Source organism: Neisseria sp., assembly GCF_041804105.1.
Lineage (GTDB): Bacteria > Pseudomonadota > Gammaproteobacteria > Burkholderiales > Neisseriaceae > Neisseria.
The window spans coordinates 1-11,157 of record NZ_JBHCJY010000040.1 but is presented as its reverse complement, the minus strand read 5'-3'; the positions used below and the strand labels follow the sequence as shown (position 1 = coordinate 11,157).

The 11,157-nt window shown below is 56.3% G+C and carries 10 protein-coding genes and 1 pseudogene; 5 read left to right on the top strand and 6 right to left on the bottom strand.

Annotated elements, in window-relative coordinates; all coding sequences use genetic code 11:
• From ACEYDX_RS04150 to mnmC, 3 genes are all read right to left on the bottom strand, one after another.
• Positions 1-687 (bottom strand): ferredoxin--NADP reductase (locus ACEYDX_RS04150; protein ID WP_373740770.1); only part of this gene is annotated, 687 nt, incomplete at its 3' end.
• Positions 688-870: 183 nt separating this feature from the next.
• Complete coding sequence (locus ACEYDX_RS04145; protein ID WP_373740769.1) at positions 871-1,617, bottom strand: excalibur calcium-binding domain-containing protein; 747 nt, start codon at positions 1,615-1,617, stop codon at positions 871-873.
• A 90-nt stretch (positions 1,618-1,707) separates the two neighbouring features.
• Positions 1,708-3,423, bottom strand: coding sequence for an FAD-dependent 5-carboxymethylaminomethyl-2-thiouridine(34) oxidoreductase MnmC (gene mnmC / locus ACEYDX_RS04140; RefSeq protein WP_373740768.1), 1,716 nt, complete (start codon positions 3,421-3,423; stop codon positions 1,708-1,710).
• Between the two features lie 364 nt (positions 3,424-3,787).
• Here mnmC and ACEYDX_RS04135 point away from each other — a divergent pair, with 364 nt between their 5' ends.
• From ACEYDX_RS04135 to ACEYDX_RS04120, 4 genes are all read left to right on the top strand, one after another.
• Entirely contained in the window at positions 3,788-4,417 is a 630-nt protein-coding gene (locus ACEYDX_RS04135; protein ID WP_373740767.1) for a phosphoribosylanthranilate isomerase, read from the top strand.
• 181 nt (positions 4,418-4,598) lie between these two features.
• Complete coding sequence (locus ACEYDX_RS04130) at positions 4,599-5,579, top strand: hypothetical protein (RefSeq protein ID WP_373740766.1); 981 nt, start codon at positions 4,599-4,601, stop codon at positions 5,577-5,579.
• A gap of 335 nt (positions 5,580-5,914) precedes the next feature.
• Positions 5,915-7,117, top strand: coding sequence for a tryptophan synthase subunit beta (gene trpB, locus ACEYDX_RS04125; protein ID WP_373740765.1), 1,203 nt, complete (start codon positions 5,915-5,917; stop codon positions 7,115-7,117).
• A gap of 30 nt (positions 7,118-7,147) precedes the next feature.
• A complete protein-coding gene (locus tag ACEYDX_RS04120; protein ID WP_373740764.1) occupies positions 7,148-7,609 on the top strand; it encodes a DUF6636 domain-containing protein in 462 nt (153 codons plus the stop codon).
• A 164-nt stretch (positions 7,610-7,773) separates the two neighbouring features.
• Here the strand turns inward: ACEYDX_RS04120 and ACEYDX_RS04115 are convergent, their stop codons facing one another.
• Both ACEYDX_RS04115 and ACEYDX_RS04110 read right to left on the bottom strand, forming a co-directional pair.
• Positions 7,774-8,649, bottom strand: coding sequence for a metal ABC transporter permease (locus tag ACEYDX_RS04115; protein ID WP_373740763.1), 876 nt, complete (start codon positions 8,647-8,649; stop codon positions 7,774-7,776).
• A 119-nt stretch (positions 8,650-8,768) separates the two neighbouring features.
• The gene (locus ACEYDX_RS04110; RefSeq protein ID WP_373740762.1) at positions 8,769-9,494 is read right to left on the bottom strand and encodes a metal ABC transporter ATP-binding protein; all 726 of its coding nucleotides are present in this window, start codon (positions 9,492-9,494) and stop codon (positions 8,769-8,771) included.
• A gap of 580 nt (positions 9,495-10,074) precedes the next feature.
• Here ACEYDX_RS04110 and ACEYDX_RS04105 point away from each other — a divergent pair.
• Entirely contained in the window at positions 10,075-10,371 is a 297-nt protein-coding gene (locus ACEYDX_RS04105; protein ID WP_373740761.1) for a DUF2288 domain-containing protein, read from the top strand.
• Between the two features lie 483 nt (positions 10,372-10,854).
• Here the strand turns inward: ACEYDX_RS04105 and ACEYDX_RS04100 are convergent.
• Positions 10,855-11,157, bottom strand: a pseudogene (locus ACEYDX_RS04100) (hypothetical protein); the annotation flags it as partial.

The following is an 11,157-nucleotide window of genomic DNA, read 5'->3' as shown; positions in this document are numbered from 1 at the left end:
CATGTCGGGGATGCCGCAGAGCATGAAACGGGTATCGGCTTGGGTGAACGCCATGCCGAAGGCGGCGGCGAGTGTGCCGTCTGAAATCAGCGCGGGCAGGCGTTTGCCGCAGAGCGCGCCGTCGGTTTGGTCGCGGGTTAAGACGGGTTGGAACGTGAGTTTGCCGAAATATTCGCCGACGAGCGGGTGTTCCGACAGGGCGGCGATGCGGTCGTTGAAAATCAGTTCGTCGGCACGGGAAACGGAGTGGGCGAGCGCGAGACGGTCGAAACGCTGCCAGATTTCGGGCTGTTCGAGTATGGACAGGAAGGGGGCGATGCCGGAGCCGGTGCAGAGCATGACCAAATCGCGGCCGTCTTGGAAGCGTTCGGGCAGCAGGAAGCCTGTGGCGGTTTTGTCGAGCAGGATGGTGTCGCCTGCCTGCATGTGGGCGAATTTGACCGACATGGGGCCGCCTTCGATGAGAACGGTGAAGTATTCGAGCGTGTCGGCATATTCGGCGGAAACGACGGAATAGGCGCGCCAGATGAAGCCTTCGCCGTCGCGGAAGCCGAGCCGCGAGAATTGTCCGGCGGAAAAACGGTAGGCTTCGGGACGGCTGACGGCAAACGTCATCAGTTTCGGGGTGTGGCGTTTCACCCATAAAACGGTTTCTTCGGTGTATTTGGCTTCGGGGCTGGAGGCCATGCGGGATTCCTTGCAAAACGGTTTTTCAGACGGCCTGATTATACTGGAAAGGCCGTCTGAAAAGTTTTCAGACGGCCTGAAGGCTGCATCGGCGTTAAGTTTGGAATGACATCGGCGGTGTGCCCGAACCGCCGCCCGAACAGCGGGATTTGCTATGAGGCGCGATGCGGATGCGGCGCGTGTTTACCGTCGGGCGCTGCGGTTGCTTGCGCCGTTGTCGGAAGACAGGAACGATGAGATTTTGTCCCACAGGCTTTTCTTTTCCGCCGTGTTTTCCGTTGGCTGTTGCAGCGGGGTTTCGGTATCGTTGAAGCTGTGGTTTTCGCAGGGGATGCCGTCGTTGTCGCCGTCCATTTTCACGTTGGGGCATTGTTGCAGGAAAAATTCCGCTTCTTTGAGCGAGCGCATCTGCGAGCAGTGCTGCCTGCCGTCACAGGAGAACGCGTTGCCGTCTGCCGATGCGTGGGCTTTGGGTTCGAGCGGGCTGCTGACAGCCTGTTTCCACGCTTCGCGTTCTTTCATAATCTCTTTGGCAACTTTTTCTGCGGTTACTTCTTCGGTGTGTTTTTTGTACAGGGTAATGCCCGAGAGATAAGGTTTGGCAAACCAGATGCCGACCGCAACGGCGCAGGCGACGGGCAGCGCCGTCAGCAGTTTGCGCAGGGCGGGCGGCAGGCTTTTCTTGCCGTCTTTGAACAGGGAGTGTGCGGCCAGTTCGCCTTCGCCCGGGTAGCGGATGTTTTCGGCTTCTTCGCGCCCGCGGCGGCCGACGGTGATTTCAAACGACACCCTTCTGCCTTCTTCGGGCAGGGGGCTTTGTTCTTCAAAAGCGGAGAGCGGGGCAAAGTATTCTTTTTCGCCGGATTCGTCGGCAACGGCACCGAAGCCCCGTTCTTTGTTCCAGCGGATGATGGTTCCGTAATAGCGCATGATTTTCATGATGTGTGATTATTTTCCGTTATTTTATATGATGTGCATAATAATAGATAGGGTAAGGATGACGAACGGGGGCGGATGCCGTCAATCTGTATCCGAAATGCCGCATTGCGGCGGGGATGGGGTGTGGCTGCGGACGATGTCGCGGATGATCAGACGGTTCGGATGCAGCGCTTGGCGGATGTGCGGCGGGAACGGGTTGGGCAGGCCGAGGATTTCGGCGGCCAGGGCTTCGGCGCAAATCGGCGCGGTGGCCAGCCCGCGTGTACCGTGGGCGGTGTTGGCGTAGGCATCGGGCAGGTAGGGGCAGGGGGTGTCGATGGGATAGTTTTTATCGCTGGCGAGTTTGGCGTAGGTTTGGCGCATGGCGGCGGCATTGCCGAGCGCGCCGACAACGGGCAGATGGTCGGTGCTGTCGCAGCGCACGGCGGCATGGCCTTCGGCAGGGCGGATACGTTGCCCGGAGGATTCGGGGTTGTTGTCCGGACGGATTTTTTCGGATTTTTCCGCCGCTGTTGTCGCGGACTCAGACAGGCCGTCTGAAAGTGCAAACAGCGATTCGGCCAACGGCGGATTCAGGGCGGCAAGGGCGTTGCGGTTGGCGGTTTCTTCAGACGGCCTCCACGCGCTGTCGCCGCAGTTCAGGACAAAACTTGCGCCGTAGCAGTGCATCCCCTGCCAGGCCGGACTGACGTAGCTTTCGCCGGAAAGGGCGCAGCGCAGCCGGTGCGAAAATTGGGTGGCCGCGGCCACACTGGTTTGGCCGCGCATCAGGCGCAGCGGCAGGGCGGCGAGATTGGGTTCGGGCGCGTTCGCACTGTCCGCACCGGTACAGTAAACGATGCAGTCGGCGGCAAAAATTTGCTTGGGCGTGTGGGCCAGCCATTGTCTGCCGTTGCGTTCGGCGCGCAGCAGCGGCGTGTGCGGGCGGACTTCAATCAAAGGATGGGACAGCAGTTTTTCTATCAGCGCGCGCGGATTGAGCCAGATGCCCTGCGGCCAGTAAAGGCCGTCTGAAAACACGTCGATACTGGCGATTTCTGCGGCTTCGCGGGCGGAAACGGCGCGGTAAAGATGGGCATGGTGTGTCTGTTGCGCCAAAGCCTGATTGCGTTTGCGTTCGGCTTCGCTGAAATTCAGGTGCAGCACGCCTTGCCCGCCCCATGCGTTTTGGTCGGGCAGCAGTTTTTGCAGCAGGCGGCGGGTGTGGCCGTAGCCTGCCAGCAGCAGTTCGGTCTGTTCAGTCGGGTGCGGCGAGATTTTGGCGTAGAGCAACCCCTGATAATTGCCCGAAGCGGCGCCTGCAATTCCGCCCGCATCCAAAACCGTTACCCGCACGCCGTGCCGTGCCAGGCTGTAAGCCGTGGCCGCGCCTGCGATGCCCGCGCCGACAACCAAAACGTGTTGCGGCGGTTTTCTGTTTTCCGGGTTTTCAGACGGCCTGAACCACGGTTTGACAGGGTGCGGGCTTTCCTGAGGTACGGCTTCGGTCTGCCAGTCGATGCCTTGCGGGAAGTGCGCATTCAGACGGCCTGCGTATTGCGGCGGGAACAGCCACAGATGAACATCAGGCAAAACGTCGGCAAATACGTTTACGCCGGTGAATTGCAGGCAGGCCAAGCCGCTGCGGATGTTTTCCGCCAACAGGATTTCCTGTCCGGACGGACAGGCACACGGCGCGAATTCGGGCATCCGCATATCGGGCAGGCACACCGCCAAATACAGCGGCCTGCCGTGCGTTTCGGCGGCAAGGGCGAGTTCGGAAAGGGCGGGAACGCTGTTCCAGGCAAGGCAGGTCATGGCAGGCCGTCTGAAAAATGGGACGGGATATTTTAGCAGCGGACGGCATCGCGCCGGCGGCAGACAGGCGGATTTACATATTGCCGTGTTTTACAGCAGACTCGGAACGGAAAAACTGTATTTTTCGGCGCGATTGATAACGGCGCAGCCATTGTGCCGATAAGGGGTGCGATTCCGGTGGGTGATTTTCAACCGAATGATTAAAAAAGGATTTTTCGTGCAAGATGCGTATCCTTTTTTCATGGGGACGACGGCATATGATGGCTGTATGCAACTTCGGGCGGGTGCATCGGTTATCCGAAAAACAACACTGCCCGTGCCGCGCTATAATCGGCCTGTCGCCCCTATTTTGAAAACCGAAACCATGTCCCGTATCCGTATAAAAATCTGCGGCATCACCCGCCCCGAAGACGCAAAAACCGCCGCCGCGCTCGGCGTCGATGCAGTCGGGCTGGTGTTCTACGATAAAAGCAAACGCAGCGTCGGCATCGCTCAGGCGCAGGAAATCGTGCGCGCGCTGCCGCCGTTCGTGGCTGCGGTCGCCCTGTTTGTGAACGAAACCGCCGCAAACATCGAGGCCGTATTGGAGCAGGTTCCCATCGACATCATCCAGTTCCACGGCGACGAACCGCCCGAATTCTGCCGCCGTTTCAGACGGCCTTACCTGAAAGCCGTGCGCGTGCGCACCGCCGCCGACATCACCCGCGCCGCCGAGCAATACCCCGATGCGCGCGCGTTGCTGCTCGATGCCTATGTGGACGGCGAATACGGCGGCACGGGTGAAAGTTTCGACTGGACGCTGCTCCCCGCCGGTTTCCAAACCCCGTGGATACTCGCCGGCGGCCTGACCCCCGACAACGTGGCCGAAGCCCTGCGCGTCAGCGGCGCGAAAGCCGTGGACGTGTCCGGCGGCGTGGAAAGCGCGGCGGGTGTGAAGTCGGCGGAAAAAATGGCGGCGTTTTTGGTGCAGGCAAAGGCGGTTAAGGCCGTCTGAAATGTGGAAAAGAAATCTGCGGAATATGTTTAGTTTGATTGCAGGCTGCTTGAAAAATGTTTTAATTTTATAGGATAATCTTTTAGAAGAATTTTAATGGAATCGGGAAAATGGATTAAATATTAAAAGAGAAAGTTAATTGAGCAAATAGTCGCTTTTCGCAATGGTTAATAGAAGCAATATGGGAGAGGATATGGTAGGGGCTTATGAGTCGTTGGCTTGGTGGCTGATGTGGGGACCTGTGATTTTTTTAATATGGGTGGCTTGCCAAGTAGGATTGGTAAGATTTATTTATCACTGGGGAAAGCCAACATTTAAGCAACTTTTTATTTCACGGATACTTGCTTATTTGGCTATATTGATGAACCTGTGTACTGGAGTATTAATAATTCTCGGCGAGGTTGAGGAACGGCATAGGGATCGTTTATTTGCGGCCAGTATGCAAGTATTGCCAACGGAACAGGTTGTCAACGGAATCAAAATGCCTGCCGGTACAAAGTTGCAAATCGACGTGCCTGAAAAACTGGATAAAATCGACTTGACAACTTTCTCTGAGGCTGAATTTCCCCAGCCAGTAAATTGGAACGGTATTGATGTTATCAGTTTGTTGATTCAAACAGAATATGTGAGAACAGAACTTCCCAAAGGAAAGCCCACAGAAATAGAAAATTGGTTGTGTGCTCCGGAACAATCGGCTTATTGGAAAAATAAAACAGCAGAAAAGTTGTCAGGTAAAGAAAAATATCAATTTTTATCCTGTACTTTGGTTCCTCTTGAATGGACATTCGATTTTCCCTACAAAGGCAGTAAGGTTGAAACTGATTTAGTGGAAAAAAATATCCGGGATGATGTGCCTTGGAAACTGTCTTTTGATTCGTATACTACATCCAAGTATGATCCGCTGCTCTCCTTTTATGGAAGTATTTATTTGGATAAAAACAAGCGTACTGTTGCAATTGACGGGTATATGCACTTAAAAAATCTTAATGCGCAATGCGAACCATTGTCTAGTAGTTTTATTTGGTTTCCGGATAAATCTGATATTATCTATATTCGTTCGGATGAAGATAAATCAATTCCTGATGATTGTTATTTTAGAAAAGTCGTTAAAGTTTCAGATGAGGAATGGAAAAAAGTTGAAGGAAAATTTAAAGATTCATAGATGCTTGTAACTAAGAGATAGGGTTTGTACATGGTTTTACGGGTAACTTGTTCAAGCTGTTTGGATTGACTTGCTGTAAGTTTTTGATGTTACAATCAAATCCTTTTTCAGACGGCCTGAGTTAAGAAAGGCCGTCTGAAAGCGGCAATGAAAGGAACTACCATGGCTAAACGTAAAAAACAGACCGCGTAATCTGCTTTGTCCCGAATTCGGATGAGTGTTTCTGCACGGTGTATAAATATAAGGATTTGCTGGCAGCAGGTTCGGTTAAAAGGCCGTCTGAAAACGGTTTTCAGACGGCCTGAATAGTTTGTTCAATCTAAAGAAGGTGTGATATGCAAAATTACCAAGCCCCCGACCAAAACGGTTTTTTCGGCGAACACGGCGGGCTGTTCGTTTCCGAAACGCTCATTCCCGCTTTGCAGGAATTGGCCGCAGCTTATGAGGCGGCGAAAAACGATCCTGCATTTTGGGAAGAATTCCGCCGCGATTTGACGCATTACGTCGGCCGTCCCAGCCCCGTTTACCATGCCGAACGCCTGTCCGCCCATCTCGGCGGCGCGCAGATTTGGCTCAAGCGCGAAGACCTGAACCACACGGGTGCGCACAAGGTAAACAATACTATCGGTCAAGCCCTGCTGGCCAAGCGCATGGGCAAAAAGCGTGTGATTGCCGAAACGGGCGCGGGGCAGCACGGCGTGGCCAGCGCAACGGTGGCCGCGCGTTTCGGTATGGAATGCCATGTTTATATGGGCGCGGACGACATCCAGCGCCAAATGCCGAACGTGTTCCGCATGAAATTGCTGGGCGCAAACGTGGTAAGTGTGGACAGTGGCAGCCGCACGCTGAAAGACGCGATGAACGAAGCGATGCGGGAATGGGTGGCGCGCGTGGACGATACGTTCTACATCATCGGCACGGCGGCGGGGCCTGCGCCTTATCCCGAAATGGTGCGCGATTTCCAATGCGTGATCGGCAACGAAGCGAAGGAGCAGATGCTCGAAGCCGTGGGCCGACAGCCCGACGTGGCCGTAGCCTGCGTGGGCGGCGGCTCGAACGCCATCGGCCTGTTCCACCCCTACATCGGCGAAGAAAACGTGCGCCTAATCGGCGTGGAAGCGGGCGGGCACGGCACGGACACACCCGACCACGCCGCGCCGATTACATCCAAAGCCCCCGTCGGCGTGCTGCACGGTTTCCGCAGCTATCTGATGCAGGACGAAAACGGCCAGGTTTTGGGTACGCATTCGGTATCCGCCGGCTTGGATTACCCGGGCATCGGCCCCGAACACAGTTATCTGGCCGACATCGGCCGCGTGGAATATCATGCGGCAAACGACGATAAGGCATTGGAAGCATTTGATTTATTGTGCCGTTTCGAAGGCATCATCCCCGCGCTGGAAAGTTCGCACGCGCTGGCGTGGGCGGTGGAAAACGCGCCGAAGATGGGCAAAGACCAAGTGATTTTGGTGAACCTGTCGGGGCGCGGCGACAAAGACATCAATACCGTGGCCAAGCTGAAAGGCATCGAGTTGTAAGGCCGTCTGAAAACGATTGATTGGAACATCGTGAAAAAAATTATCTTATCGGCAATGTTTTTGTTCGGTGCGGGTTTTGCCCAAGCCGGTTCGAGTTCGATTGACCTGACGGGCGATTACGAACAGGTTTTCGCCACGCCCAGCGGCAATATTCTCTGCGGCGGCGGTTCGCTGAAAAAGGCCGACACCACGCTCTATCAAAACGACCTGTATTGCTTCGTTTACCGCAACAAAAACACACCGAAACGCTGCCTGAAACAGGGCGTCGGCTTGGATTTCACGCTCAATGCAGCGGGCGGGGCAAAACAGCATTGTGCCGGTTTTGAATTTCCGCCCGAGAACGAGGGCAGGGAGAAAACCCGCATTTTGCAGTACGGCGAAACCGTTGCGGGCAAAGGCTGGTCGTGTACCGGCGAAACAGTCGGTTTAACCTGCCGCAATGCCGGCGGACACGGCTTTACGCTGAACAGCAGCCGTTACAGGCTGTTTTAACGAAGCAAATGCAACGGGCTGTGGGCAGCATAGCGGACTTGTAAGATAATGACGGTTGTTAACGGTACGGCATAAATCAACCTGTTGTGCAGATACAGCCTTGTGAAAAAGCAGAAAGGCCGTCTGAAAATCTTTTCAGACGGCCTTCGGCGTATGTGGGCATGTTACGCGCTGCGGTGTTTTTTGTGCCGCAGCCATTTGGCGACGATGCCGCCTTCCCGCCCGAATACCACCGAAAACAGGTAAAACGCGCCGCAGCACAGGATAATGGCGGGGCCGGACGGGATGTCGGTATGATAGGAATACAGCAGGCCGAAAAAGCCGCCGCAGAGTGCGAGCAGGGTGGAGAGCAGCAGCAGCGTTCCCATGCCGCGCACCCACAGCCGTGCGGAAATCGCAGGCAGCATCATCAGGCCGACCGACATCAGCGTGCCCAATGCCTGAAATCCTGCCACCAGATTCATCACCACCAACACCAGAAACACCACATGCCAAAAGCCGCCTTTGCCGCCCACGGCCTGCAAAAACAGCGGGTCGATGCTTTCGAGCACGAGCGGGCGGTAAATCACGGCCAGCACGAAAACGGTAACGTTGGCCGCGGCGGCAATCAGTTGCAGCGCGGGCAAATCAACGGCCAAAACCGATCCGAACAGCAGGTGGAGCAAATCGACGTTGCTGCCGTTTTCGCTCACAAGCACCACGCCGACGGCAAGGCTGCTCAGATAAAACGCGGCAAAGTTCGCATCTTCTTTCAAGGTGGTGAAACGGCTGACCAGTCCGGCCAGCAGCGCCATCAGTATTCCCGCGACAAAACCGCCCGCACTCATTGCGGGCATGCTCAGTCCGGCCAGCATATAGCCGACCGCCGCACCGGGCAATACCGCGTGGCTCAAGGCATCGCCGACCAGGCTCATGCGCCGCATCACGAGAAACACGCCCACCGGCGCGGCGCTGATGGCGAGGCAGACGATGGAGGCGAGCGCGTAGCGCATAAAGTCGAATTCGGCAAACGGAGCGAGGAAGAGTTCGTAGAAATTCATGTTCGGGTTCAGGCCGTCTGAAAACGGCTCGGGTCGGGTTAGTCGGTTGCCGGAGCGGGTTTGCCGTTTTGGGAAACTGCAGTCTGAGGATGTTTCGGGTTTGTGTTTTCAGACGGCCTTCAAACCGCGCACCATTCGGCATCCTGCCGGCGGCGCATCGCATCGTTGGCCTGTTGCAGGTATTCGTCGCACAACACTTTTTCTGTTGCGCCTGCGGCGATTTTTTCCCGCGCAATCAACAGTGTATCGGCGAAATAGGCGCGCACCTGCTCGTAATCGTGCAGCACGGCAATCACGGCCTGGCCGTCGCGGTTGCATTGGCGCAGCACGTCGAGCAGCGCATAGGTAGTGTGTGCGTCCACGGCGTTGAACGGCTCGTCGAGCAGCAGGAATTTGGCGTTTTGCGCCAGCATCCGCGCCAGCAGAACGCGCTGGAACTGGCCGTTGGAAAGGTGTGCGATTTGGCGGTCGGCAAAATCGGCCATCTGAACGCGCGCCAGAGCCGCGCGCACGCGTTCGCGCTGCGGGGCGGTTACGCGGCCGAAAAAGCCGATTTCGTACCACAGCCCCATCGCCGCCAGCTCGAACACGCTCATGGGCTGGCTGCGGTCGATGTCGGACTGCTGCGGCAGATAGGCGATGTCGCGCCGCTGCAAACCCTGCCATTTTACGCTGCCGGTGTCGGCTTTGACCAAGCCCATCGCCGCCTTGAGCAGCGTGGACTTGCCCGCGCCGTTGGGGCCGAATACCGCCCACATGCTGCCCTGTTCAAACGCCATATCGACATGGTGGACGGCGGGCCTGCGCTGGTAGCTGACGGTCAGATTGTCCAAAAGGATGCTCATTCGGCCACCGCCCAAAAATAAACGCCCCACAGCACGGCGGTTGCAAGCAGCGCAACCAGCAGCCGTTGGAGCAGCCCGGTAAGAAGGATGGAATTCATACGGTATTTTTTCAGACGGCCTGAACGGTAGGACAGGCCGTCTGAATCGGGATTGGAAAGGTTGGGATGATACTGTATAACATCTTCTTTGTAAAACCGATGCAGGGGATGGTATAGTGTGCCGCCGCACGGCGGATGCCGTCTGAAAACCGCGTCAAACGGATCGGCCGTTTCAGACGGCCTGAGGCGCAGGCCGTTTTCAAAAGGTTGTGTTCGGAGATGGCGGTGATACCGCTTGAATTTAAGCCGGTTCTGCCGACGTTGTCATTCCCGCGCAGACGGGAATCCGTCTGAATCTTTCGGAAATTTTATTTATCCGATTTCTCACATTCCGAAATGGATTCCCGCTTGCGCGGGAATGACGCAAAATCAAGTATCAGCGGAATACCCAAACACAGCCCAAAACAAAGGCTGCGTTCGCACGGCATGGTGTTCCCGATGCACCATTCACACAGCCAAACCCGACAAGAAAGCCCGACCGAATGACCGAACCTTTACTTTCCGAAAAACTCAACACCGAAACCGCTCGCATTTCGTGGCGGGAGCTGCAACCGCATTTCGCGCGCGGTGCGGCGGTGTACGTTGCCCCCGATCTGGATTTAATCGATACCGCCCGCCGCATGGCTGCCGACGACACGGCCTATCTTGCGCCGCTGATGGAGCAGGGGCGTTTCGGCGTGGTCAGCGAAGCGCAGGCGCAGGCGTTTTTCGATGCCGGTCAAACCATGTGGGCGCTGGTGGTTGCGCCGTGGGTATTGGTGCAGCCGTGTGCGGATTGAGTGAGAGAAACGGATAGGGCGGGTAACTTAAAGACCGTACCCGGATGGTGTTTGGATGACACGGATACCGTTATTGGCTTACGCAAATCCGCAGCATTACCCGCGCGCAGGCGGAAATTCCAAAACGCCAATGTTCGGAAACGCCGGTTGCTCAATACGGATTCGAGCGCCAACCGTCTGGATTCCTGCCTGAGCGGGAACGGCGGGGCGCAGGAAATAGCCGTCAGCGGCTACGGCATGGATTCTGGATTCCCTGTACGGGAATGACGGCGGCGAACGGTTCCGCATCTGAACACAGCCGTTTTAAAAGAGATTTTCCCGATTTCGGCCTGTACGGGAACGGCGGTTGCGTTTTCCATGTTTTGCAGAATGCAGTCGAAATCAAAAGATGCCGCGTAACCGCACGGATTGGGTCTGAACACAAAGGCCGTCTGAAAACTGTTTTTCAGACGGCCTTTGTACACCCCGAACCGCCGGTTGTGTTTATCCGCCGAAGTTTTCGCGGTGGTGCCGCGCTACGGTTTCCGCGTCGTGGTCGAAATCCAGACGGCTTCGGAAGCGTGCCAGCGCGAGTCCGGCCGTTTGTTTGGCGGTTTCGGCGATTTTCGGGTCGGGAGCGTTGCGGTGGATACCGCCCAATACTTTCTGCATGACGGTACCCACTTCGACCGAGCCCAGGTTCGCGCCGTCACGTGCGATGGTCATAAAACTCTGTTCAATCCACTGGTTTTTGTCGGCCTCGACGATGGAGAGGCGGTCGTAATCCAGCTGGACGGGGTTCGGCTG

Bases quoted from the DNA above. Each gene is read 5' to 3' on its own strand.
- ACEYDX_RS04145 (WP_373740769.1), bottom strand. From the start codon at position 1,617: ATGCGCTATTACGGAACCATCATCCGCTGGAACAAAGAACGGGGCTTC.
- mnmC (WP_373740768.1), bottom strand. From the start codon at position 3,423: ATGACCTGCCTTGCCTGGAACAGCGTTCCCGCCCTTTCCGAACTCGCC.
- ACEYDX_RS04135 (WP_373740767.1), top strand. From the start codon at position 3,788: ATGTCCCGTATCCGTATAAAAATCTGCGGCATCACCCGCCCCGAAGAC.
- ACEYDX_RS04130 (WP_373740766.1), top strand. From the start codon at position 4,599: ATGGGAGAGGATATGGTAGGGGCTTATGAGTCGTTGGCTTGGTGGCTG.
- trpB (WP_373740765.1), top strand. From the start codon at position 5,915: ATGCAAAATTACCAAGCCCCCGACCAAAACGGTTTTTTCGGCGAACAC.
- ACEYDX_RS04115 (WP_373740763.1), bottom strand. From the start codon at position 8,649: ATGAATTTCTACGAACTCTTCCTCGCTCCGTTTGCCGAATTCGACTTT.
- ACEYDX_RS04110 (WP_373740762.1), bottom strand. From the start codon at position 9,494: ATGAGCATCCTTTTGGACAATCTGACCGTCAGCTACCAGCGCAGGCCC.
- ACEYDX_RS04105 (WP_373740761.1), top strand. From the start codon at position 10,075: ATGACCGAACCTTTACTTTCCGAAAAACTCAACACCGAAACCGCTCGC.